At 32.1% G+C, this 23,982-nt stretch carries 22 protein-coding genes and 3 pseudogenes; 18 read left to right on the plus strand and 7 right to left on the minus strand.

Annotated elements, in window-relative coordinates; genetic code table 11:
* Positions 1-15: 15 nt before the first annotated feature.
* The 7 genes and pseudogenes from SJY24_RS13530 to SJY24_RS13560 form a co-directional block, all read left to right on the plus strand.
* Positions 16-474 carry a CcdC protein domain-containing protein gene (locus SJY24_RS13530; protein ID WP_377864974.1) on the plus strand — a complete coding sequence of 153 codons (459 nt, stop codon included), beginning with the start codon at positions 16-18 and terminating at the stop codon, positions 472-474.
* A gap of 910 nt (positions 475-1,384) precedes the next feature.
* Positions 1,385-2,365 (plus strand): alpha/beta hydrolase, encoded by a 981-nt coding sequence (locus SJY24_RS13535; protein WP_377864975.1) that lies wholly within the window; start codon positions 1,385-1,387, stop codon positions 2,363-2,365.
* A gap of 292 nt (positions 2,366-2,657) precedes the next feature.
* Positions 2,658-2,753, plus strand: a pseudogene (locus SJY24_RS13540) (YjcZ family sporulation protein); the annotation flags it as partial.
* A 743-nt stretch (positions 2,754-3,496) separates the two neighbouring features.
* Positions 3,497-3,607 (plus strand): YjcZ family sporulation protein, encoded by a 111-nt coding sequence (locus SJY24_RS13545; protein ID WP_000540371.1) that lies wholly within the window; start codon positions 3,497-3,499, stop codon positions 3,605-3,607.
* 312 nt (positions 3,608-3,919) lie between these two features.
* Positions 3,920-4,666, plus strand: a complete 747-nt coding sequence (locus tag SJY24_RS13550; RefSeq protein WP_377864976.1) for a CPBP family intramembrane glutamic endopeptidase — start codon at positions 3,920-3,922, stop codon at positions 4,664-4,666.
* 404 nt (positions 4,667-5,070) lie between these two features.
* Positions 5,071-5,601 (plus strand): RNA polymerase sigma factor SigX, encoded by a 531-nt coding sequence (locus tag SJY24_RS13555; protein WP_002016748.1) that lies wholly within the window; start codon positions 5,071-5,073, stop codon positions 5,599-5,601.
* A gap of 3 nt (positions 5,602-5,604) precedes the next feature.
* Positions 5,605-5,898, plus strand: a pseudogene (locus SJY24_RS13560) (anti-sigma factor family protein); the annotation flags it as partial.
* Positions 5,899-6,554: 656 nt separating this feature from the next.
* Here the strand turns inward: SJY24_RS13560 and SJY24_RS13565 are convergent.
* A complete protein-coding gene (locus SJY24_RS13565) occupies positions 6,555-7,811 on the minus strand; it encodes an ATP-binding protein (protein ID WP_377864977.1) in 1,257 nt (418 codons plus the stop codon).
* A gap of 1,006 nt (positions 7,812-8,817) precedes the next feature.
* Between SJY24_RS13565 and SJY24_RS13570 the strand changes: the two genes are divergently transcribed.
* Positions 8,818-12,075 carry a VaFE repeat-containing surface-anchored protein gene (locus SJY24_RS13570; protein ID WP_377864978.1) on the plus strand — a complete coding sequence of 1,086 codons (3,258 nt, stop codon included), beginning with the start codon at positions 8,818-8,820 and terminating at the stop codon, positions 12,073-12,075.
* A gap of 514 nt (positions 12,076-12,589) precedes the next feature.
* Here the strand turns inward: SJY24_RS13570 and SJY24_RS13575 are convergent.
* Positions 12,590-12,844, minus strand: a complete 255-nt coding sequence (locus tag SJY24_RS13575; RefSeq protein WP_377864979.1) for a SunI/YnzG family protein — start codon at positions 12,842-12,844, stop codon at positions 12,590-12,592.
* 244 nt (positions 12,845-13,088) lie between these two features.
* Between SJY24_RS13575 and SJY24_RS13580 the strand changes: the two genes are divergently transcribed.
* Positions 13,089-13,832 (plus strand): M15 family metallopeptidase, encoded by a 744-nt coding sequence (locus SJY24_RS13580; RefSeq protein WP_377867248.1) that lies wholly within the window; start codon positions 13,089-13,091, stop codon positions 13,830-13,832.
* A gap of 1,371 nt (positions 13,833-15,203) precedes the next feature.
* Positions 15,204-15,482 carry a hypothetical protein gene (locus SJY24_RS13585; protein WP_257205913.1) on the plus strand — a complete coding sequence of 93 codons (279 nt, stop codon included), beginning with the start codon at positions 15,204-15,206 and terminating at the stop codon, positions 15,480-15,482.
* Positions 15,483-15,550: 68 nt separating this feature from the next.
* On the opposite strand, the gene SJY24_RS13590 is transcribed toward SJY24_RS13585, so the two are convergent.
* Complete coding sequence (locus tag SJY24_RS13590) at positions 15,551-15,757, minus strand: hypothetical protein (protein WP_000834521.1); 207 nt, start codon at positions 15,755-15,757, stop codon at positions 15,551-15,553.
* A 131-nt stretch (positions 15,758-15,888) separates the two neighbouring features.
* Between SJY24_RS13590 and SJY24_RS13595 the strand changes: the two genes are divergently transcribed.
* Entirely contained in the window at positions 15,889-16,083 is a 195-nt protein-coding gene (locus tag SJY24_RS13595; protein WP_377864980.1) for a hypothetical protein, read from the plus strand.
* 30 nt (positions 16,084-16,113) lie between these two features.
* On the opposite strand, the gene SJY24_RS13600 is transcribed toward SJY24_RS13595, so the two are convergent.
* The 3 genes from SJY24_RS13600 to SJY24_RS13610 are packed head-to-tail and all read right to left on the minus strand — an operon-like array spanning position 16,114 to position 17,090.
* The gene (locus SJY24_RS13600) at positions 16,114-16,446 is read right to left on the minus strand and encodes a hypothetical protein (RefSeq protein ID WP_377864981.1); all 333 of its coding nucleotides are present in this window, start codon (positions 16,444-16,446) and stop codon (positions 16,114-16,116) included.
* A 45-nt stretch (positions 16,447-16,491) separates the two neighbouring features.
* Positions 16,492-16,878: a hypothetical protein gene (locus tag SJY24_RS13605; protein ID WP_377864982.1), complete on the minus strand. Its 387-nt coding sequence runs from the start codon at positions 16,876-16,878 to the stop codon at positions 16,492-16,494.
* 17 nt (positions 16,879-16,895) lie between these two features.
* Complete coding sequence (locus SJY24_RS13610; RefSeq protein WP_033700006.1) at positions 16,896-17,090, minus strand: helix-turn-helix transcriptional regulator; 195 nt, start codon at positions 17,088-17,090, stop codon at positions 16,896-16,898.
* Between the two features lie 238 nt (positions 17,091-17,328).
* Between SJY24_RS13610 and fosB the strand changes: the two genes are divergently transcribed.
* The 5 genes from fosB to SJY24_RS13635 all read left to right on the plus strand — a co-directional run bounded on the left by fosB (position 17,329) and on the right by SJY24_RS13635 (position 21,064).
* Positions 17,329-17,736 (plus strand): metallothiol transferase FosB, encoded by a 408-nt coding sequence (fosB, locus tag SJY24_RS13615; RefSeq protein WP_377864983.1) that lies wholly within the window; start codon positions 17,329-17,331, stop codon positions 17,734-17,736.
* A gap of 478 nt (positions 17,737-18,214) precedes the next feature.
* Positions 18,215-18,409: a hypothetical protein gene (locus tag SJY24_RS13620; RefSeq protein ID WP_377864984.1), complete on the plus strand. Its 195-nt coding sequence runs from the start codon at positions 18,215-18,217 to the stop codon at positions 18,407-18,409.
* 98 nt (positions 18,410-18,507) lie between these two features.
* Positions 18,508-19,230 (plus strand): RNA polymerase sigma factor SigI, encoded by a 723-nt coding sequence (gene sigI, locus SJY24_RS13625; RefSeq protein WP_377864985.1) that lies wholly within the window; start codon positions 18,508-18,510, stop codon positions 19,228-19,230.
* Complete coding sequence (locus tag SJY24_RS13630) at positions 19,223-20,617, plus strand: anti-sigma factor domain-containing protein (protein ID WP_377864986.1); 1,395 nt, start codon at positions 19,223-19,225, stop codon at positions 20,615-20,617. The genes sigI and SJY24_RS13630 overlap by 8 nt, the downstream gene beginning before the upstream one ends.
* A gap of 180 nt (positions 20,618-20,797) precedes the next feature.
* Positions 20,798-21,064 (plus strand): ArsR/SmtB family transcription factor, encoded by a 267-nt coding sequence (locus tag SJY24_RS13635; protein ID WP_000661861.1) that lies wholly within the window; start codon positions 20,798-20,800, stop codon positions 21,062-21,064.
* A gap of 248 nt (positions 21,065-21,312) precedes the next feature.
* Here SJY24_RS13635 and SJY24_RS13640 read toward each other — a convergent pair whose 3' ends face one another.
* Complete coding sequence (locus tag SJY24_RS13640) at positions 21,313-21,636, minus strand: winged helix-turn-helix transcriptional regulator (RefSeq protein WP_001072959.1); 324 nt, start codon at positions 21,634-21,636, stop codon at positions 21,313-21,315.
* 124 nt (positions 21,637-21,760) lie between these two features.
* On the opposite strand from SJY24_RS13640, the gene SJY24_RS13645 reads away from it, so the two are divergent.
* Positions 21,761-22,294, plus strand: a complete 534-nt coding sequence (locus SJY24_RS13645; protein ID WP_377867249.1) for an NAD(P)H-dependent oxidoreductase — start codon at positions 21,761-21,763, stop codon at positions 22,292-22,294.
* A 133-nt stretch (positions 22,295-22,427) separates the two neighbouring features.
* Positions 22,428-23,931, plus strand: a pseudogene (locus tag SJY24_RS13650) (class I adenylate-forming enzyme family protein).
* Positions 23,932-23,982: the final 51 nt, after the last annotated feature.

Here is a 23,982-nt window from a genome sequence, read left to right on the forward strand (position 1 = left end):
GAAAGAGAGTATAGCATGGATAATACAACTGGTCTTATTATTTTAATTCTTATAATTCTCCTTCAACTAAAAGAAAGGGAATTGAAAGTTCAACGAATGTGGATTGCTCCTGTATTAATCGCATACTATACATTTATTCATGTATTTAACGATCTCGTATTAATAGAAACAGGTCTATTTGTAGTATTACTTGCTCTTGGAGGAATTGTAGGAGCTGTGCGTGGTTCTACAACTATAATACGAATCGATAAAAATAATGGGAAGGTTTATGCTAAAAATTCTTATATCGCCTTAGGTATATGGATTGTTGTATTTATTTTACGTTTTATTGTAACGTATATTTTTAAAGGTTCAAGTCAGTATGCGCTAGGTTTAGTAACGAATGGTATTTTTTGCTTTATTGCGGCGAGTGAGTGTATAAGAAAAGTGATTCTATACTTAAAAGCAAAAAGTTTGATGCATTCAAAACATTAAGTATTGCTAAGGGTAATTTTTGTAGTATAGCAAATTTCAGTGTTTTTCTAACACCAACACATTGCTATCAAGCTAAGAAAAGCAAATACCTCAGAATGAAAATTTTGTGCACTTTGCTCGTATTTATTGTTTTGGGGTAATTCGTACTTTTAGCTTGATGGGCATGTGGTGCTACCCAAAATATGAGTATGTAGTCAATGTATTCATTTCGAAACGTAAAAAAAGACACTATAGAAAGTGTCTTTTTTTACGTTGACATACTATGAAAGAAAATGTAGTGATTAATCATAATTTGTTGGATACTTCTTGGTTAATCCTAGTATAACATTAATATAGGTGTTTTTAAATGCAACTTTACATATATTCAGATTTAATTATATCGGTAGATTCGTCTCAAATATTATTAGGAAAATCAAATACTTCTTCATAATATTAACGAAACAATTAATAAAATCACTCCATAATCTGGCCCAAATGCTGAATAACATGACCGGCATTTTTACAACAACTTTATTATGTTTTAAACGACTTTATTAATTGTTTCTCTAAGACTGTAAAGAAGTGTACTTAAGCCAACGTGGCAATTTAGTCGGATATAAGTGTTATAATATTATTAAAATTCAAGAAAAGTAGGGGTGAAAAATGAAGAGTATTAAAAGATTGATTCAAGTTATCTTAGTAAGTACACCAATCCTAATTCTTAGTGGATGTTTCTCTAATTTCTCTAAAGATGATCTGAATCAACCAATACAAGTCATATGCAAGCTTACTTGCATATAGAGCCGTAGCATTTTTTTGGCAGTTCATATTCAGTTCATATTGTCGTCATGGTGAGTACATCTTCATTGGTTAAGTTTTCATTACAGGCACATGAAGGAAGGCAAACTGATCAGGACAGGAGAAGATGACAGTGACACAACAAGAGGAAAAGAACACGCTGAGTGGAATGAAAATAAAGAAAGTGCGAAACATCTTACTTAAAATCATAGGAGCAATCGTTCTAGCCATTGTACTTTTTTTAGGTATTGTTTATATCGTAAATGTGATGAGTAGTCATTCGGAGCAAAAACGAATAGTGCCCTACGGGCAGCACGTATCTGTAGACGGGAAAAACATGAATGTGTTAATTCAAGGCGAGGGCGAGGAAACGATCGTGCTCCTGCCTGGTTATGGAACAGCTACTCCAGGGCTTGATTTTAAGCTTCTTATCGATGAATTATCTCCATTTTACAAAGTTGTTGCGGTAGAGCCTTTCGGTTATGGATTAAGTGATGAAACTGTAAAAGAGCGAACCACGGAGAATATGGTAAGTGAAGTTCATGAAGCTCTACAGCAGCTTAATATTAACAGATACATGCTCATGGGCCACTCCATTACAGGCATTTATGGAATTGATTATGTGAACAAATATCCAAACGAGGTGACTGCATTTGTCGGAATCGATAGCAGTGTTGCAACACAACCGGGTATGGATATCAATTTCCCATTAAAAACGTTTGCATATCTCAAAAAATCAGGTCTCTTAAGATTGGCTATGAAAATCAGTGCTGACCCCTATGCTGGACTGGCATTTGATGAAAAAATCGTAGAGCAAATGAAAATGATTTCGAATAAAAACATGTATAATGACACAACCTTGAATGAGATGGATCATATTTCGTCTAATTTTAAAGGGGCTCAAGGTTTAATCTTCCCTAAATATCTTCCACTTCTTCTCTTTGTACAAGCGAATAATGAAGATGTAGCAGGATGGATACCTCTGCATGAAGGGCAGATCAAAGACTCGGTACATGGAAAAGTAGTAACCATGGATGGATCACATTATTTACACCATACCAAATTCAAAGAAATCGCTGAAAACGTTAGACTATTTATGAAAGAAGTAAAGTAAGTGTTCAGAGAAAGGTTCATTCGTTATTTTATGCATTTGTCTACAGTCTGCAAGACCATCATTTCGATGGTCTTTTTTATGTCCAAACAGTTGTATATTTCCAACCCAAGATTATACTTTCGCCTGAAAGACATTGGGTCTCATTTTCATATTAACTAACGAGGCAGGTGTGCGGCCGAGCCTAGGTCGTATCATATAACGGGTGGGTCCCGTCGAGTAAGAACTAGCCATTCGCTCGTAGCGAGTCTTGGAGGGCTAAAGGTAACTTTTAGTCTTTAAGCGTAGACAGTTAGGTGGCGGATTTGCTTTACTGATCGTTCTATTCATCCTGTTAATCATTATAGGATGTAGTTGTTGGGGCCACGGTAGCGGCGAATTCGGTTACTAAAAAAAGGGACACTCATAAGAGTGTCTTTTTTCTCAATATAAGAACTCTAAGAATATGATATTATTTTAATGCAAATTCCCTATTGTGCAATGAGATAGTAATGCCCAATAAAAAACCCACCTATTTCCGTAGGTGGGCCTTATCTTTATTACACAATATCAAAGTATACTCTCTTTTTCTCGTAAATTTTATGTAATTATACATATTTGTAAAAATTACATAAAATAAATATTACATGTAGTAAAATATAAATTGTGGACACGTTCTATAAAGCTGATTCTCCGATTAGAAGGCGTAACACATCTCAACCATATAGGTGTGGCGTTGCTTTAATCTAGCCAAACAAACGATCTCGATTCTCTTGTATTTGTACACTAACAATCTGTTGAAAATAAATGATTCTGTTTTATAGGACGTGTTTACTTAATGTCCAATACATATTATTAAATTAAAGTGGTTCAAGTCGGAGGAAGGCACCGGCACCTTAGGGTGTCTTTTTTTTATGTAATAATGCATAGAATATTAAATTTAACAGATATTATGATATACTCTCAAGGTGTGATACATAATTTCTTTAAATTGGAAAACTAAACCTTATCTACCCAATTGTGGGGGACGCCTTATGGTGTCTTTTTTTAGGACCTGCTCAATTCAGGCGTAAAAACATAAGGTAAAGTGAACCCGTTAAAATACATGGTATGAACCCTAGTTTCACCCTCTTATCTAAAGGAGGAAATATTATTATGGGATATGGTGGTAGTTGCGGCGAAGGCTGCGGTTTTGCTGGAGGATTTGCTTTACTTGTTGTATTATTTATTTTATTAATCATTATCGGATGCAGTTGCTTCTGCTAAAAAACTATTGGAAAAGACACTCTTATATGGGTGTCTTTTCTTTATGGGGTCTCCCCACATCGCCATCAACTAAAAAAATATATAAAACCCCCAAAAAGGAATTTTATATATTTTCAATTTGAAGAGATCAATTTTCTCGTTTGAGGTATTTGTTTACCTTATCATGAGGACAATAAAGTGTTTTATGCTATATTTTTCGAAAAATCAGTAAATTATTTGATGAATTAATAAGTTACTATTAATCTATAAATAGTAACAGTGCAGTAATCCAAAAGAAAAATGCTCAAATCGATAAATAGGGGAGGATTCTAGATGAAGGTAAATCAGAATATTGTTTTAAAAATCATTGGGTTAGAATTTTTATTAATGATTTTTTACACGCTTAACGGGGCCTATCAAATTATTACTAAGCCATCCAGTCCAGTATTACAATTTATTGGACTTGTTCCTTTAGCAGTGGGAATTTTAATATATTTAACAATAAAGAACAAGTGGAAATTCTATTTCTTTGATATTAAGTTAAATAATTCAATGAAGAATACCATTTTATTAAATTCCCCATTAGTGCTTGTTCTATTAGTAATACTACTTGGTAATAAAGGATTAAACACAACATCGGTATCTGACTTATTTTTTATGTTTATCATGCAATTTTTTGTTGTTGCATTTATTGAGGAAATCTTTTTTCGTGGATTTATGCTCAAAATGTTGTTTTCAAAGGGGATAAAAAAATCAGTTTTGATTTCAAGTTTTTTGTTTGGTATCACCCATTTATTACAACTAATTGGTGGGCAGTCTATTGAAGATACCATTTTACAAATCATATATGCATTTTTAGTTGGACTTGTTCTGTCCTTACTTATCGTAAATAAGCAATCAATTATTATCCCCATTACTTTCCACACTTTTAATAATTTCTTTAATTTTATGGGGAATGTTCAAGCCTCGTCACTTTTTGCATATATTATTATTGCAATTTTATTCTTCTACACCATATATTTATGGAAACGTGCTAATAAAAAAGAGTGTATTCGACAGGAAATAAATATAGCAGTTTGAGTTGTGATATTACCTTTTCAGTATAGAGGGCAGCCTGGTACCACAATATTACCTTTAAAGGGGCTTGCTGCATGCTCATCAACTTAAGAGATTAATTATTCCCCTAAAATGAAAAAATACGTTATTCTTTCTGTAGAATCATAGAAAAGGATGGCGTTTTTTTCATTCTAGGGGGCATTTCTTTTTATTAGCTTGATAGCGATGTGGCGGTACCCCATTAATAGAAAACTACTGAAAGAGTTATAGTTTTATGTTTTCATTTCCCTTTTTGCATTTATCTTTTAATCAGATGAATGCTTTTTTTAGTACATAATAAAAAAATAACCAGAAAAACTGTCACAAAATCCGTTTTTCTGGTTTCTCTATAATACAGGCATCAAATTGAAAGTGAGGTTTAAACTAACATGTTAACCATAGAAAATGAAGAAAGTCATGCTTCTGATATGCCTTTTGAAGATTTATTTAAGCAGTACTATGCTTATGCTGTGAAACAGATTATATGGATTGTTAAAGATCAATCTATCGCTGAAGAGTTAGCACAAGAAGTGTTTTTACAATTATATCGTAGCGACTGGAAAGTAATTGAAAACATACCTGGATGGTTGATTAAATCTTCTACTTATGTAGCTTATAACCATTTGCGATCTGAAAAAAGGCAACAAGCGAAGATTGATAAAGAAATACAATACCATGAAGTACAAAATGTTTCATCATTAGACGATGATTGGATAAGAAAAGAAGAAATTACAAAGGTACAAACGATACTAAATAAAATGAATGATCGAGAACGAACCCTTTTACTAATGAAATTCTCTGGTTTTCAATATAAAGAAATTGCAGAAATACTTCAAATTGAAATATCTTCTATTGGAACATTATTGGTCCGAGCCAAAATGAAATTTCGCAAGATTTATAAACAAATGGAGGAGGCATAACAAATGAAATGTTATGATATCGGATTTATTCAAACATATATTGATGGAGAACTTTCTCATGATATAAGAAAGGAATTCACAAAGCACCTAGATACATGTGAAGCATGCCAAGATTTATTAGTAGAAATTAGTAAATTAAATCAATGGGAAAACGTAATGCTAGATGAAGAATCTGCAAGTTCACCACAAGAAATCAAAATTGATATAGAACAAGCATGGAAAACATTTGAAAGTCGTTCCAAGCTAGACAATGTTTCTAATATAAATCACAAAAAACAACAGAAGAAGGGACTCTTTTTATAATTCATACTTAGACTAATAAATTAATTACTAATAAATTAAATACGCTATATTTAATAGAGTATAATACGGAATATTTAACTTTAATATTCCATATTATATATAATTATGAATCATTTAACATATTAGTTGCGGAAAATTTTGACATAAGATATTTTAAATATTAAGCACAGAAACATTTCAAAGAAAAAGAGCTATTTTAAAATGTACCCTAAAAACGTTTTTCCTAAAAAGTAGTAAGATTTTGCAAAGCGTTTCTGTGCCTAATTAGATGAAAATAAGTTGCTTTTATGGAGAAATATACATCCCATACTATTAGAATTATGTCAAATTGTAGTTTGTAAATTACATTTCAAAGTATAAAAGGGGCATTTATTGCAGCTCGAATATCTATTACTGATTTATTACATAAAAAAGTAGCTGTACAAAAGTACAGCTACTTTTTTCTTGAAAACATTATTATGCAAATAGCATACTTAACGTAAACTTGCGCTTAACGGTACTTGTGAATAAATTGTGAAATTGCTACTCTATGTTTCTAACTAACATTTTTGCACCAGAACCATATAAAAAGAGGACGAATAGTTACGTCTTCTTTTTATATGGTTATATTAGCTACAAAATAATATCATTTAAATAAATCTTCTATTATATTAGCAGGGGATAGTGATAGAAAAGTGTGTTCCTTTTCCTAGTTCACTTTCTATCTCTATATCTCCGTTTAATTCTTTAATAATACTGTACGCAATCATAGTACCAAGCCCAGTACCTTTTTCTGTTGTTGAATAAAATGGCAAGGCAATACGTTTTATTTGTTGGGAAGACATTCCTATTCCTGTATCAATAATATCAATTACAATATTATCTTTTATTTTTTGTATATTTATTTGTAATACGCCACCATTTTTCATAGCCTCAATTCCATTTTGTATGATGTTGGTTAGACATATTTTTAATTTTTCAGTATTAGCATTTATGTAAAGGGAATCTGTTGTAATATGCTGTTTTATTTCAACATTATATGAAAGAGCGAGTGGTGAAATATTATCTTTCACTTGATTTAATATGTAATTAATATCTACTTCCTCTTTTATAATGTTTTGTGGTTTGGTTAAAGATAAATAGTTATTAATAGTAGATTGTATTTGCTGCATTTCAAGTAACATAATTTCTAAGTACTTATCTTGAGACATCTTAGCACTCTCATCTTCATTTAGTAATTGAGTGAATCCACGTACCGTGGTCAGTGGATTATGAATTTCATGCGCGATCGATGCAGCTAGTTCGCTAGCTATATAAAATTTTTCTGCTCTTTGCATTCTTTCTTTTATTTTATATTTCTCGATCATTCCTTCTATTAAATAAACTGATAATAATACTGTGAAAATATTTATGATTATATAATTGAATAAAAATTCAATGAGAGTAGAGTCAATTTTACCACCTGTATTTATTTGCGTTACAATACCGCAGATAGAAAGGGAAGTTGTACATATCAAAATAAGTAGAATACTTAATAATATCTTCTTTTCCTTGAAATAAGTAGGTGACAAGTAACGAAACATGATTGTAATAACAGAAATAATAGTAAAGATAATAAATGATGGGAAGACTCCGCTTCCACCTAAGTAAAATCTATAAGAAAGATATAAAACTCCAATACAAATAATGCTCTTTGTATTTCCATATAGAAAAACTAATATAATGGGAATAAAACGTAAATCATAAATGAACCCAGCGTGTAAATGAAAAGGAAAAGTCATACAAAAAATAATTGCAATGGAGGAAAGTACAGAAATTAATATATTATTACATGCCATTTTTTCTTTATGTTCTAGCCAAAATACTTGGTAACTAAGGATACAAATAATAATAATAAATGTATTTAATAATAGTGTAGGAATTCCCATAGTTTATACCTCTCTGAGAGTTTGTAAGTAGGATTATGTATGTGTTTAATTTTATTAGATTTTCTATCTTGAAAAAAGAAAAGGAAGGGCACTTGAAAAAGTGCTTTTTTACCATTTATATTAAAATCGATGAGGAAGATAGAATAAAAAGTTACTTTTACTTATGAACAAAAAAATTGAAGTAGCCCTTGTATAGGTAAAAGATGAAGCAAATTACTGAAATAGTTACGTTTCTCTGGAGTGAATATTCCGAAAAAACATTGTGTATGGCGAAATCCATTTTATAACCTTCGCTATATTAACATGCAACTTATTAAATTACAAAGAAAAAATTAAAAATTATTATTTTTTTGTTATTTTAATTTATTTAAAAACGTAAAAGTATTCAAGAGGTTACCATTGAGATGCTAGGGTACTTAGACCAATATTCGAACTTTGTAATAACGTTGTTACTTTTTTACTAATATTCTTAATACTAATTTTAGTATAATTAATTGATTGAAATTTCTAATAATTATCTGCGTACCCCCTTTTTTTATATTAAATACAATGATAGTTATTGTCACATAATAATGCAAATTTCCAGTAAACTAATAGAAAAAATCCTATAAAAACATAATTTACTATCTTTTATATAAACATTGCAGGTGTAAATGCAATAAAATTTCATTATTAATACATATATTCAATCTGAAAATATTTGTTTACATATTAAAATATCTTTGTAGTGGTCCTTCATGCCAAGAATCGTTTCCGTACTCCAACTACCGTTATTCTAGTATTTTACCAAGTTTCTTATTTTGTTAAGGTATCCTAATATTGTTACTTTTGTGAAATGGAATGTTTTAATATTATAATTTATAGTGGATGTTGAGAAAATGAATAATTTGTAAAAATAATATAATATTTGTAACTTTATGTCTTATAATATGAAATATCTTCGTTGTGATTATTTTAAATATTTGAATAATACATCGGATTTATTTTATCTAGGGAGGTTTTAAAATTGGGGAGAAGAGTTGTTAAAAGAGTTTTTGCATTATTATCAGTACTAGCATTATTCTTTAATGTGTTTCTACCGAAGGCAAATGCGGAGGTTATGACGCATGAAAAGTATTCAATGAACTGGAGTTATAGCAACAGTTTAGGTAAGTACATTCGAACTGAAATTATTAAAAATTCAAGCGGTCAAATTGCTTATTGTTTAACTCTTGGCTTAAAATCACCAAATGGTGAAGATCTTCCTGAAATGGGGAAAACAGATAATGTAGTATATAGGGTTCTATTAAATGGTTTCCCACAAAAAAGTATAGAACAACTGGGAGTAGCTAATAAGAATGAAGCACATTATGCAACACAGCTTGCGGTTTGGAATGCATTAGGTCAACTTGATGTAAATGAATTAAAGCATGAAAATAAAAATGTTGAAAAAGCGGCTAAGACAATTATTAATGCTGCAAATACAAGTGAAGATACTCAAGATATTTTTATGAATGTGATTCCTGCTGAAAAGCAAAAGGCAGAATTAAAGGGTGAGTTTTTTGAAACAAACCTATACACAGTACAAACAAATGCTAAGAGTGGTTCTTATAAAGTAGTAGCGAAAAATGCACCTAATGGAGTTAAAATTGTTAGTGAAAATGGAGAAGTGAAAGATCAGCTTTCACTTGGGGAAAAATTCCGTATCCAAATTCCTAAAGATACAAAAACGGGTGAATTTAATCTAAGTGTTGCTGCAAATGTAACTAAAGTTCAAGCAATTGCTTATCGCGGTACTGATACTGTTCAGAATGCTACAGTGCTACTAGAAAGAAATGAGGAAAAGCTTAGTAGTGACCTTGCAGTAAATTGGGAAGCTGCTGGTTCTTTAAAAATTAAAAAGGTTGGGGAAAATGGAGAAATATTAGCTGGTGCAGTATTTGAAGTCTTTAATGCAAATAATGAATCAGTTGGAAAAATCACGACGGGTGCTGATGGTACTGCAGAATTAAATAACCTACCAATTGGTACCTACACAGTAAAAGAAATTAAAGCACCAACAGGTTATGTTTCAGGTGATAAACCACAAACTATTGAAGTTAAGACAGGGGAAATAGGAGCTGTTCAAGTAGTAAACAACAAAGTAAAAGGTAACATCGAAATAAAAAAACTTAGTGATTCAGGTAAGATGTTACCTAATGTTGAATTCACGGTCTTTACTGAAGATGGAAAAGAAGTGAAAAAAGTAGTAACAAAAGAAAATGGAATTGCAAATGTTGATGGTCTTACGTATGGTAAATATTATTTCTTAGAGACAAAAACACCTAATGGATATATTGGAAATAACACAAAGTATCCTTTTGAAATTAAAGAGCACAATAAAACACTTACTTTTACAGTGGAAAATACAGAAGTGAAAGGTAGTGTGAAATTACTAAAAGTAGATAATGAAGATATCAGTAAAAAATTAGAAGGTGCAGTATTCGAGCTAAAAGATGCAAGCGGGAAAGTAATTGGGGAATATAAGACAGATAAAAATGGTGAAGTTAACGTCAAAGATTTAGCGTATGGTAAATATTCATTTGTAGAAAAGGCTTCTCCAAATGGTTACGTTCTTATTACAGAACCAATTGTGTTCGAAATAAAGGAACACGGAAAAATTATTGAGCTATTAGCAGTTAATCATCTTATCAAAGGTGATCTAGAAATTACAAAAGTTGATGTAGCTGATGGAAACAATAAGCTTCCGAATGCAGAGTTTACTATTTATAATGAAGCAGGAAAAGAAGTAGTTAAAGGGAAAACAGACGATAAAGGTATCGCGAAGTTTGAAAAGTTACCATTTGGAAAATACACATATAAAGAAACTGTTGCACCAAAAGGTTATGTATTGAATGAAGAAATATTCTCTTTTGAGATCAAAGAGAATGGTCAAATCATTAAACATATTGTCAAAGATGAAAAGATTCCATCAGTAAAAACAACAGCTACTGATAAAACCGATGGTACAAAAGAAATGCACACTTCTAAGTCTGTAACAATCCAAGATAAAGTGGAATACAAAGACCTACAAGTAGGTAAAGAGTACACTTTAAAAGGTAAATTAATGGATAAAGAGACTAATAAACCATTAGTTGTAAATGGTAACGAAGTAACTGCTGAAACTAAGTTTACACCAAAAGAAGCAAACGGTTCTATTACACTAGATTTCACTTTTGATGCAACTGGTTTAGAAGAAAAAGAAGTAGTAGTATTCGAAGAGTTACTGAAAGACGGTAAAGTTGTTACTACACATACTGATATCAATGATAAAGGTCAAACAGTTAAGTTCGTTAAGCCATCAGTAAAAACAACTGCTACAAACAAAGCTGATGGTGGAAAAGAGATTCATTCAAAGGATTCTATCACTATTCAAGATAAAGTAGAGTATACTAACTTAGTTGTTGGTAAAGAGTACACTGTAAAAGGTAAATTAATGAACAAAGCTATTAACAAACCATTATTAATTGATGGTAAAGAAATAACATCAGAGACTAAGTTCATTGCAAAAGAAAAAAATGGTTTTGTAACATTAGACTTTACTTTCGTTGGTGCTGAACAGCAAGGAAGAGAAGTAGTTGTGTTTGAAGACTTATTGCATGAAGGTCAAGTAATTGCAACTCACACTGACATTAACGATATAGGTCAAACAGTTCGATTTGTAGAGCCTTCTATTAAAACGACAGCTACAAACAAAGCTGATGGTTCTAAAGAGTTAGACGCTTCTAAATCTGTAACAATCCAAGATAAAGTGGAATACAAAGATTTAATCGTGGGTAAAGAGTACGTTGTAAAAGGCAAACTAATGGATAAAGCAACAAAAAAATCATTATTAGTTGATGATAAAGAAGTAACAGTCGAATCTAAGTTTACTGCAAAAGAAAAAAATGGTTTTATCACATTAGATTTCACATTTAATGCATCTGCATTACAAGGTAAAGAAGTGGTAGTGTTTGAAGAATTGTATCAAGATAATGTCTTGGTTGCTATTCACGTTGACATCGAAGATAAGGGTCAAACGGTGAAATTTAAAGAAGTAAAACCGGAACAACCAAAACCAGAACAGCCGCATCAAGATAAAAATACTCCAACTTCAGAGCAACCACAACCTAAGAAAGAAATTCAATCTAAAATTGGATGGTTACCGCAAACAGGCGCTGACCTTACAAGTTGGATCTCTATGGCTGCAGGTGCATTATTGTTAATTGTTGGTGGAGTGATTTTCCTAAAACGTAAAAATGCATAAAAATTAAAAAATAAGCACATCTGTTTTTTTACAAGATGTGCTTATTTTTTATGTTAATAATTTAGTCCTATTTACAGTATTTTAATCTATTTGCTTATTTTTGAGTTGTTGTAATAATTCCCTGTTTTCTTTTCCTTAGCTTCCAAAGTGTCAGCTTCTAAATTCACTGTGAGACAAAATCCCTTAGCTATTTCAAAAGGTCTCATAGAGAACTGGGGGATATAATGCTCTTTTTTTACAAACTGTGTTTTTTCTGCCGTGATAAAGCAACAAATCCTTTCCTGCTATCATTATAGAGATAATTTTATCAAAAAAAGAGAGCGTTATCTCTTCAATTTAGATAAATGGGACACAAAGTAGTATGGTGTGACAGAAGTGGCTTTGGCCTTACTGAAATGTTAAAGGGAATTTTCATTCATATAGATTGTTTTAAAAAAGGTGCGAAGTCAATTTTATGACTTTGCACTTTCATATTTCACTTGAACTTTGTTTAAGTGCGTTTATCTACTCATTGTTACGCGTGAATTGCGTTTAAAATAGATACTTTATTCGTAGTAAATAATACATAATTTTGTTTTACTGTTTTGATTAAAATGCGGTCCGTTGTCCCATATGCTGTTCCAATACGAATTGCACTAGGATCTTCAACGCCAGCATAGGTAGTATCTTCTGTAACCTCAATTACATCATGAAGTGGAATTGTAATCTTCGCTAATTGCCATGAAATAATTAATTCTTCCTTGTTTTTTTTTACATCAATACCTAGCATTATACCAAGACCTTTCTATAATAGAATGTTGCACTTCTTATCTTATTATACAAATTTTTAGATTGTTTTTCTACATGTATGAATAGAGCTGATATTTTAAGGGTGCCAAAAGAAAGGGAAGATATACTATCAATCTATTAAGGAATACGTTATGAAGAAAAGTTCACAAGGAATTAATATGGATTTGATATGGTTGAAGTATGATGAATGAGTAACAGTAGGAGTTGCAGGAAGGAAATGAATGATGAGACTTAAATTAGTAGGAACCTTAACTTGTATAGTAGTAATGCTAGGTATCTTTATCATTTACACCAATATATCTATTGGTAAAGAACCATATAAGACAAACCATGAAACTAGTGAAAACCCCATAAATAAAGAAAAAAATAGTAAGCAAAATGGGACTTCAAATAAGATAGCAAGTTCCTTTGCTAGTATACAGGCTGTAGTAAATAAGGAATATGGTTTACCCGAAGACTATATGCCAGAGGATTTAGTTGTACCAAATGTACCGTTCTCATTTAGTGGAACGGTAGAAAAGAGTCATCTTCGTAAAGAAGCAGCGGGAGCGTTAGAAAAACTATTCCTTTTAGCTAAGCAAGATGGGATCCAGTTGAATGCTGTTTCAGGATTTCGTTCCTATGAGTATCAAAAAGGTCTGTATGCCAATAATGTTAAAAAGAAAGGGCAAGAGCATACGGATCGCTTCTCTGCAAAGCCAGGGCATAGCGAACATCAAACAGGGTTAACGATGGATGTTTCTTCTAAAAGTGCGAACAATGAACTAGAGCTATCCTTTGCGAATACGAAGGAAGGAAAATGGCTGAAAGAAAACGCGCATCGTGCAGGGTTTATCATTCGTTATCCTAAGGGGAAGGAAAGTATTACGGGTTATGCATATGAACCTTGGCATATTCGCTATGTAGGAGATATTGCTGGAAATATATATAAGGAAAAACTGACTTTAGAAGAATATATGAATCTGTGAAAATAGAATTGAAGAGTTAAATTGTATTCATTGTTTATAGATGCTACTTTTTCTATTAAAAAGCCTAATTTCTCAATGTTTTGTAGAGAAATTAGGTTTTTTTCATCACTTCATTAGAGTTTTTTAGGCTTCGTTCGTTGGTATACTTCATACAATATTATAAAGGAAATAGAACTTACTGAAGATAACATATGAATGTTTTATAAATGTATCAAAAAAGTGAACAAAATCGTTATTTTGCACAACAAGATAGTCAGCGTAATGAAATAACTGCTTGTAAAAAAGAAGCCCTATAGGAAATATTACAGGGCTTCACCAAGTTGAGTTATGTCGTATTCACAAGGGATTTTAACATGATATTTGTGTTGAATAAACTGGTAAATGTGTCCAAGTAATTTGGAGCTATTTTATAAAAAAAGAGAAGCGCTTAATCAGGACGCTCCTCTTAATGCCAATACACAATAACTATCCCATTATACTGTATAAGCGTAAAATATTTAACAATTACCTTCATGGTAAATATTTCATTTTGTCTTAGTGCCTTTAAATCACGAAAAAAGGTTCCGCTGTTTCCAACAGAACCTTTCCTAAAATGGCAAAGAGTAACTCTTACCTTACTCTTTGTTTATATACTATAAGATTGTTAACGAAAATCCAGGACTCCTTATATTGAGAAATAAAGAAGAATCATTATAAAAAATTTTATCTTTTTTCATAAATAAAAGAGCAGCTAGCAAAAACTAACTGCTCAATACAAGGAGATACAGAGAAAACTAAATAGATTTTGGCATACAGCCTATCAACATTATGGACATAATATTGATTTTTATTCGAAGGAATTCATGTTTTACAAATCAGATTATGATAGTCGATATTCTCCATATTGACCAGAAAAGAACCAAGAATTCTAGTGAAATTCCAAGTGTTCTTTTCCTAGTTTTTTGAAATTCTTTTACTAAATAGCCAATAGCGCTAATTGCTAGAAGAATGAAAAGAATAAGTTCTAGTGTAACTGGCATTTGATCTACTCCTAATCCATTATTTTAATTTAGTATATAACGATTATAAGATATTTTTTGTGGTTAGTGGTGAGAAATTAAACAAAACCATCTCTTTACGAAAAAAGGTCCTGTTGTCTCCAACAGAACCTCTCCGAAAATGGCAAAGAGTAACTCTTACCTTACTCTTTGTTCATATACTACAGGAGTTTTAATGAAAATCCAAGGCTCCTTATATTGAGAAATAAAGAAGAATCATTTAAATTGTTTTTGAGTAGAAATGAAAATAGGGGTTTGCCTTAAACATTTATTATTAATCAAGAATATGAATATAGAAACAGGCTTGAATTTTGTAATGGTGGGGGTGATTGCTGTGGACATAACTCAAAGTGTGGCAAGAATAGTGGTTAATGGGAAAGACCTTCCGTTCACTTCAGTTCAAACCTCTTCATGGAATCATGGACCAGTAAATGATTTAATCGTTTCGACGAATCAGAGAGTGAATGAGCTTTATCAATTCATGTGGTCACAAGTACCAGTTACGATTTCGGTGTATTTTCTTCAAGGGGCGGACTTAATGAGATTCGCTAGGATTGCTGGAATTAATGAACGTGTAACGGGAGAATATATATATCATTTCATTTGGGGATAAGAAGAATTCAAAGTAGCTTAATAGCTGCTTTTTTATTTTGCATAGAAAAAGGAACCATAATAGGCTCCTTAATTCGATTCAGAAGTTGTGTAGTTTTTCTTGATGATATCTTTTATGTTGATAATTAAGGATATAAGGAATCCAGCAGCTAGGATACCGTTCACCCAGTAATATGTATTCCCGGATGTAAATTTATTATAAAAGGAATCAATATTATAATATACTAAGCCTGCTGAAATGACGGTAGAGATTACTAACGTGCCAAAACTTTTCATGACGCTGCCCTCCGATTCTGAAATTTTAGGCTTTTAATACAATTATACATTTAAATAAAAAGGTTTACAAAGGAATTACCATAAGGAGGAGTTATAACGGGTTTTTTTCGATTATATAGAGGGGGGATGATGTGATTTCCAAAATTGAAACTCGTATTGATAAATCGAAATTAGAGCGTGAAAAGCTGCAAGCACAGTTAGGGGTAGCACCCCATCGCTATCAAGCTAAGAAAAGCAAATACCCCAAAACGAAAAAATGGACTAAAATCTCATATACACCTATGAAAAGACCAAATTTTCTTTTTGGGGGCGCTTCAAAATGTTAGCTAGATGGGTCTGTTGCGTAACCTCTACTATCAAATTTGCGTACGCTTTATATAACTACCAAAAATCCCTATCGTATATCCTAATAAACCGACAACTAAGATATCTCCACCATTTGTAAAAAAAGAATTGGATAAAAGGATGGATGTTTTTTCATTAACAAATAATTGCTTTATAAATGGTGTGATTGCCAATAGACGTACTAAAGCATAAAAAAGGATAACTTGCCAACTTGTAATGGAAGCGTCCTTAAATATTATTTTTTGACGTTCATCGCCCTTTGATAATCCTCCACCTTCCCCTGCTAAGTTGCGTGTAAATAAGCTGAATATTCCGACTGAAATAATTATTAAAATAATTTCCATTCTAATCTTTCCTTTACAAATAAATTTATTGTTTATGCATCCAAATTAAGAATTACGACTTCCGACGAATATATGGATAATTTGGTAAATGGTAGGGTATAAAAAGACTAAAAAGATTAACGGTTTGTTATGCATATGGTTAAAGTTCCATGTTCCTTCTGATATAAATAAAATACCTACAGTTAATACATACATTATAAAACAACAAATTGATAAGCTTTTCTGTCTGATATGTAAAAACATTTCATCGATAAAATGATCGTTCTCTTTTTTACCTTTTAAAATTCTCTTCATGAATAATGATTGTAAAATGAGCGTAGCTACAAATAACGTGGTGATAGAGAGTTGTTGCTTCTGATACCACTCAAGCGCGAGTAAACCCATAATCAAAATGTAAAAACTAGTAAATACGATATTAATTCCATTCTTCATTTGTTTTTTCTCCTCATCTAGCTTTTATAAATAAACAATTGATCAACTGTTACACCAAGATTTTTCGCCAAACTAAAAGCAAGTTCCAATGTAGGATCATATTTATTATTTTCTATCGCATTAATCGTTTGTCTTGAAACATGACATAGTTTAGCTAAATCATCTTGGGACAGTTTTTTCTCCTTGCGTAAAATCCGAATTACGTTCTCCATTTATATAAACATCACCCCTAATTTTGTCAAAAACTTTTTACATTATTAGTTTACCTACTTAAGTAATGAATGTCAAAAACTTTTTACATTTATAAAATACAAACGATGCTCCTCCTACATTTTAGAGAGGATTTTATTTTATTATCTTGATAGTGATAGGTCTGTACTCATAGTAGAAAAATGCCTTTTTGCTTATAATGAAATATATAACTTAATCAATTAATAAGGAGAATGTAGCATGGGACAAAGTATTAATCACATTTGTTTTTCAGTCTCAAATCTAGAGAAAGCCATTGAGTTTTATCAAAATATACTTCAAGCAAAATTATTAGTAACAGGTAGAAAGTTAGCTTATTTTGATTTAAATGGTTTATGGATTGCTTTAAATGTTGAAGAAAGTATACCAAGAAATGAAATTCAGCACTCATACACACATATAGCTTTTACTGTAACAGATAATGAATTTGATTCTTTAAAAGAAATATTAATTCAAAATCATGCTAATATCTTACCTGGACGAGAGAGAGATAAACGGTCTATTTATTTTACAGATCCAGATGGTCACAAGTTTGAGTTTCATACTGGTACTTTACAAGATCGTTTACAATATTATAAAGAAGATAAAAAGCATATGACTTTTTACTGATAAAAAAAGCTAGTAAAATACTAGCTTTTCGCACTTTTATTTACTGTTTAAACTATGAAGACTTTTTCAGTGACTCCTTAAATAAAATTATCAATTTTCAAAAAGTTATTTATATAAATTTAACTCATTTTTTTCGTTTTGGAGGTAATATAAAGTTTTAGCTTGATAGCGATGAGCCATTGCCAGCAAACTAAGAAAAACTAATACTCCAAAATAAGCTGTTTTGCTACAAGTTAGTACAATATTTCGTTCTGGGGGTACTATGGAATTTTAGTTTAATAGAGATAATAAATTAAAGAAATGATTAACCTTAGTTATGAAAAATTAATATATATAACAATAAAACCATCAATTTGAACAATCTTTTTTCAAATTGATGGTTTTTATTTTTGAAACAATAACTATTTTATAAAAAATATTTTTTTGACCCCCATAAAATTATTTATTCCTTCGAATATATATAAGTAGAAGAAAATAAATGAAAGAAAAAGCTAAAATTACCAAAAATATAGCGAAGAGTTATTCAAAGATTGCAGCTAAAATAGAAAAGAGCAAGTGGTATTGCAAAAGAAAACAAGAAAGTAGTACAAAATACAGACTTCACTTTAGTACAAGTGGAAAAAATAGTCATATAAAAAAGTCGGCCTCGAAAAATATGGGCAACAGCAAGTAGACAAGCCAAAAGAAAAGTACTAAGAAAATGTGGTTAAATGGTCACTTGTTTAGTGACCATTTTGCTATTTGAAGCAGAAGGAGGCAGGGAGATTACTAGTGTTGAGTTTAGTAATGAAAATCTTAAAAAAAACGAAAATAGAAGATATCGTATTTAACATACAAAACAACGGTGGAGATAAGGAAGCTTTTATCGTACAGTATCAGCCGTTTATTAGAAAATCAATCTCGTCTGTCTGCCGCCGATATATTACAGAGCAGGATGATGAATATAGCATTGGATTATTTGCATTTAACGAAGCAATTGAACAGTATTCATATAAAAAAGGAAAATCTTTTCTAGCGTTTGCTGATCTTCTTATAAAAAGAGATGTAATTGACTATATACGCAAGGAGTCTAAATATAACCTTGTCTTTTTAAAAGAAGATAAGCAAGAGGAAATGTTAGAAATGCAAGTGTCGCTTACGGAGTATATGAAAGAGATAGAAAATAGTAACCGTAAGGAGGAAATTCTTCATTTTCAAAGTGTACTAGCTGAGTTTAAAATCACATTTTCAGAGCTTGCTAAGGAATCTCCTAAGCATCGTGATACGCGTGAGCACTTAATAGAAATTGTAAAGATTATTATAAAAGACGAGAAAATGATGGAAGAGCTGTTCCGAAAGAAAAAGTTACCCCTTAAACATATTGAACCACGTGTTAGGGTAAGTCGTAAAACGTTGGAGCGACATAGAAAATACATTATTGCGATGTGTATTATCTTTGCAAACAACTATACATATATTCTGGATTATATAAGAGGGGAGAAGCATGATGAATAAAGGAATTGTGATGGATATAAAAAAACATAACGTAGTTGTTTTAACTCCAAATGGAGAGTTTATTACGTTTAAAAGAAAAGTACACTCTTACATGATTGGAGAGGAAATCTCGTTTAATGAACAAGAGCAAAGAGCACCGCGTTTTTCAATCCCTACTTACTTAAAGCCTGCATCATTACTTGTTACTTGTTTTCTATGTGTGTTGCTGTTTTTCTACAACCAACCGGAAGAAAAAGTATTTGCTTATGTCTCAGTGGATATAAATCCAAGTTTAGAGGTGAGCGTAACAAAGGATCTTCGTGTTATAGATTTGCGAGCTTGTAATGATGATGGAAGGCGTATTTTAAAAGAAATGAAACGATGGGAAAATAAACACCTGCAAGACGTAATACGTACTATTATAAAGCAGAGTCAAGAGGATAAGTACTTAACGAATGATAAGCAAGTTATGCTAACAGCTGTTACAAAGGACAAGTCGCTAGAACCACAGTTGGAAAAGGCTATGCAGGAATTGAAGAAAGAGTATGAGATAAAACATATTACAGTCGAATATCAAAGCAGTACGATGCAAATACGAGAGAATGCTAAGAAAGCAGGAATTGGCACAGGTGTTTATATAAAGCAAGAGAATGAGAAGCGGAAATCGCTTACTCCTCCTGTACCGCCGTCTAATCAAGAGCAACCAAAGTCATCTCCTGATGTATCATCGGATTCGTCTCCTGTAGAAGAAGAAAGATACGAGAAGCAGGGGCATATAGAACAAAAGCAATCCAAGGAACAGCAATCGAAGCAAATAAAAGAAAATAATGGACACCAGCAAGAGGACAACGGAAGAGAGTCACAAGGAAATAATGGAAATGGTCAAGGAAACAACGGAAGAGAGTCACAAGGAAATAATGGAAATGGTCAAGGAAACAACGGCAGAGGGTCCCAAGGGAATAATGGGAATGGTCAAGGGAACAACGGAAGAGAATCGCAAGGGAATAATGGAAATGGTCAAGGGAACAACGGAAGAGAATCGCAAGGGAATAATGGAAATGGTCAAGGGAACAACGGAAGAGAATCGCAAGGGAATAATGGGAATGGTCAAGGGAACAACGGAAGAGAATCGCAAGGGAATAATGGGAATGGTCAAGGGAACAACGGAAGAGAATCGCAAGGGAATAATGGAAATGGTCAAGGGAACAACGGAAGAGAATCGCAAGGGAATAATGGGAATGGTCAAGGGAACAACGGAAGAGAATCACAAGGGAATAATGGGAATGGTCAAGGGAACAACGGAAGAGAATCGCAAGGGAATAATGGAAATCAGCAAGAGAACAACGGTAGAGGATCACAAGGAAATAATGGGAATCAGCAAGGGAACAATGGTAGAGGGTCTCAGTAAGGAAAGCTCCTACCACATAATATCGAGTGAAAGAAAAATCTATAGAATATTGAACAGAGGGATTCCTTCCATCTGAAGGGATTTCTTAATATTTTTTAAAATGACGGACATAAAATCGTATATCCTTTCGAATTATATATATGGATATCATTAATAGTTATATAAAAGGGGAGAAAAAATATGAAAGAAATGTATGAAGAAATCACTGAAGTATTAAAGGTGTTGGCGCATCCTGTCCGTTTATCATTAGTAAAGATAATGCTTGCAAAAGGTCCTATTAACGTAACGACAATGTATGAAACATTACAAATGCCTCAAAGTACAATTAGTCAACATTTATCTAAACTAAAAGCTACTAAAGTCGTTACAGGTACTCGGAAAGGATTAGAAATTTATTATGAAGTAACAGATAATCGTACAAAAGCGATATTATTAAGCTTGGCTTAAAGGGTAACTGTTTAGATTTCAAAATTAAGTAAGCAATTCAGCGACTATAATTTTCTTATTAACATTAGTCGTATGTGTTGTTGTTTTTAATTTGTTTAATACATTTCTTTATTAGGGTCTTGCCGTATCACTATCAAGCTAAAGTTTAAATGGATTATAAAAATGAAAGTTTTCTTATTAGAGTCTTTTTGTTAGCTTGATAGTGATGTGCCATTCCCACTAGTATGTGAAGAATTTGGTAGTTTTTTTTAGTCATTTAATCTTTTGATCTGATGGTCTTTTCCCCATTCAAATAGTTCATCCATAATTTGCATTAAAGATTTTCCATGTTCGCTTATTGTGTACTCAACCTTTGGTGGTACTTCTTGATATACAGTACGATGGATAATCCCATCAGCCTCAAGTTGCCGAAGTTGCTGTGTGAGAACTTTTTGTGTAATATTTGGAATTTCTCGTTTTATTTCATTTGTTCGCATTTTTCCATCCGCCAAAACACATAAAATATGAACTTTCCATTTTCCGCCAATCACGTCGAGTGTCGTTGCGATTGGGCAGTCATCATTTTGATTCATATAACACCTCCAAAGGTACTTTAAGGTTCCTATAGCACTTTAAAGTACGTACTTTTCAATTATATGTGACTCACTCATACTAATACGTAAAGGATTGAATAATTTAAAAAGGGGCTGGGGAATGATGAGAACACTTGTAATTGTAGCACACCCTGATATTGAAAAATCAAAAATTAATAAAAGATGGATCGAAGAACTTGAGAAACATTCGGATGAAATAACGGTGCATGAATTATATAAAGTGGCACCGAATTGGGAGTTTAATATTGAAGAAGAGCAAAAGCTGTTAGTAGAACACGACCGATATATATTTCAATTCCCGCTCTACTGGTACAGCTCACCACCATTATTAAAAAAATGGTTCGATGATGTATTAACATATGGATTTGCGTACGGATCAAAAGGAGATAAAGTGAAGGGGAAAGAATTTGGTCTAGCTATTTCTATAGGTGGATTAGAAAAAGACTATGAAAATAGCGGAATTACGATGGATGAGTTGACGAAACCATTTCAAGCTACTTGCTTATATACAGACATGAAATTTATACCTTCATTTTATTTATATGGTGCAGAATATAAACTAAGTGATGAAGAGATTAATAAAAGTACACCTGAGTATGTACGATATGTGATGAATAAGCAGTATACTAATATATAAGAAGAAATAGCCATTTACTTGTTAAGTAGATGGCTATTTTTATTGATTTTATATTCACTAAGTGTAATCTTTAGTAAATTAATAATTAATCTGATAAAATAAAAAACCTAACATATATAAAGGGGAGTTTTACTTGAGAACGATGCAAAAATTATTACAAAAAAGAGCAATGCAGTCACCAGATTTGGAAGCGCTTATCAGTGGAGAGAAAAGGTATTCGTTTCAGCAGTATAATGAACGAGTAAATCAGCTTGCGCATTATTTGTTACATATCGGTGTGAAAAGAGGGGATCGCATAGGAATTCTATGCAAAAATAATCATCCGTTTCCAAGTGTTATGATGGCAAGCTTAAAAATTGGAGCGGTATTTATTCCGCTTAATCATCAGCTTACTGCTTATGAATTAGAATCGATTGTAAAAGAAGCGAGATTAAAAGTATTAGTTATTGATGATGAATTTAGTGAAGTTGTATTAAAGATCGATGCAGTTAAAGAAATTCCTTATGTAATTGAGACGACAAAAGAAGGATTTGGCTCATTTGAATTAAAATTAAAGGAACAGCCAATAACAGAGCCGAATGTGGAAGTTCATGAAGATGATGATGCCATTTACTTATTTACTTCAGGAACGACTGGACAGGCAAAAGCATGTGTAATTGGTCATAAAAACTTACACCATTATTTTACTGAAATTGCGGGGCAAAGAGAAATTCCAGCAGGTGAACGCTTTTTATCAGTGCACCCATTGTTTCATATGAGTGGCGTGCTTTCAATTTTAAATTGTATTTATCATGGCGTTACGATGGTCTTTTTAGCTGATTCGAATCCTACTCTTATTTGGGATAAGATTGAAGAAGAGAAAATTACGACGATGCTTGCGTTCCCAGCTGTTTATAGTTACATGCTTGATAAATTAGATAAAAAAGAGCGCAACATTTCGGCCTTTAAAGTAGCGCAAAGTGGTGGTACAAAAGTGCCAGAAACACTCATTCAAAAATATATGGAAAAAGGCATTTATATGGTGCAAGGTTATGGGAGTACAGAAGGTTGGGTAGTAACTTCTTGGCATCCAAATATGGGAAAAGAAAAAATGTCTTCTGTAGGGAAAACTTTGAAACATGTAGAGCTGAAAATTGTTCATCCAGAAACAGGTGATGAGCTAACAACAAATGAAGTTGGAGAGATTCACGTGAAAAGCCCCCTACATGTTTAAAGGATATTGGAATAATGAAGAGGCAACAAAGAAGGTAGTAAAAGATAATTGGTTTAACATGGGTGATGCCGGTATGATAGATGATGATGGATTTCTACATATTATGGGAAGATATAAAGACGTTATCGTACGCGGTGGTGACAACGTATATCCAGATCAAGTAGAAGATGTAATTCATGAAATAAATGGCGTTTTAGAAGTTGCAGTAGTTGGGATTCCAAATGACTTTTGGGGGGAGGTTCCAACAGCTTACATTGTAAAGGACATTCAAACGTCTTTAACAGAAGAAGAGATTATTCAGCATTGTAAAGAAAAACTAGCAAGCTATAAAATACCAGAAGTTGTATTTATGGACGAATTACCGAAAAACGCTTTAGGGAAAGTGTTGAAGAGGGAATTAAGGGATGTTTTTCTTGTAAAATAAAAGGTTATTAATTAATGAAGAATCCAGTTATGTATAAAGCATAACTGGATT

It is taken from the genome of Bacillus sp. R86525 (assembly GCF_042466195.1).
GTDB lineage: Bacteria > Bacillota > Bacilli > Bacillales > Bacillaceae_G > Bacillus_A > Bacillus_A nitratireducens.

Bases quoted from the DNA above. Each gene is read 5' to 3' on its own strand.
- SJY24_RS13630 (WP_377864986.1), top strand. From the start codon at position 19,223: ATGAATAAAGGAATTGTGATGGATATAAAAAAACATAACGTAGTTGTT.
- SJY24_RS13605 (WP_377864982.1), bottom strand. From the start codon at position 16,878: ATGAAGAATGGAATTAATATCGTATTTACTAGTTTTTACATTTTGATT.
- SJY24_RS13640 (WP_001072959.1), bottom strand. From the start codon at position 21,636: ATGAATCAAAATGATGACTGCCCAATCGCAACGACACTCGACGTGATT.
- SJY24_RS13645 (WP_377867249.1), top strand. From the start codon at position 21,761: ATGAGAACACTTGTAATTGTAGCACACCCTGATATTGAAAAATCAAAA.
- SJY24_RS13635 (WP_000661861.1), top strand. From the start codon at position 20,798: ATGAAAGAAATGTATGAAGAAATCACTGAAGTATTAAAGGTGTTGGCG.
- SJY24_RS13550 (WP_377864976.1), top strand. From the start codon at position 3,920: ATGAAGGTAAATCAGAATATTGTTTTAAAAATCATTGGGTTAGAATTT.
- SJY24_RS13530 (WP_377864974.1), top strand. From the start codon at position 16: ATGGATAATACAACTGGTCTTATTATTTTAATTCTTATAATTCTCCTT.
- SJY24_RS13620 (WP_377864984.1), top strand. From the start codon at position 18,215: ATGAAAGAAAAAGCTAAAATTACCAAAAATATAGCGAAGAGTTATTCA.
- fosB (WP_377864983.1), top strand. From the start codon at position 17,329: ATGGGACAAAGTATTAATCACATTTGTTTTTCAGTCTCAAATCTAGAG.
- SJY24_RS13590 (WP_000834521.1), bottom strand. From the start codon at position 15,757: ATGAAAAGTTTTGGCACGTTAGTAATCTCTACCGTCATTTCAGCAGGC.
- SJY24_RS13610 (WP_033700006.1), bottom strand. From the start codon at position 17,090: ATGGAGAACGTAATTCGGATTTTACGCAAGGAGAAAAAACTGTCCCAA.
- SJY24_RS13580 (WP_377867248.1), top strand. From the start codon at position 13,089: ATGAGACTTAAATTAGTAGGAACCTTAACTTGTATAGTAGTAATGCTA.
- SJY24_RS13555 (WP_002016748.1), top strand. From the start codon at position 5,071: ATGTTAACCATAGAAAATGAAGAAAGTCATGCTTCTGATATGCCTTTT.
- SJY24_RS13565 (WP_377864977.1), bottom strand. From the start codon at position 7,811: ATGGGAATTCCTACACTATTATTAAATACATTTATTATTATTATTTGT.
- SJY24_RS13545 (WP_000540371.1), top strand. From the start codon at position 3,497: ATGGGATATGGTGGTAGTTGCGGCGAAGGCTGCGGTTTTGCTGGAGGA.
- SJY24_RS13575 (WP_377864979.1), bottom strand. From the start codon at position 12,844: ATGCTAGGTATTGATGTAAAAAAAAACAAGGAAGAATTAATTATTTCA.
- SJY24_RS13600 (WP_377864981.1), bottom strand. From the start codon at position 16,446: ATGGAAATTATTTTAATAATTATTTCAGTCGGAATATTCAGCTTATTT.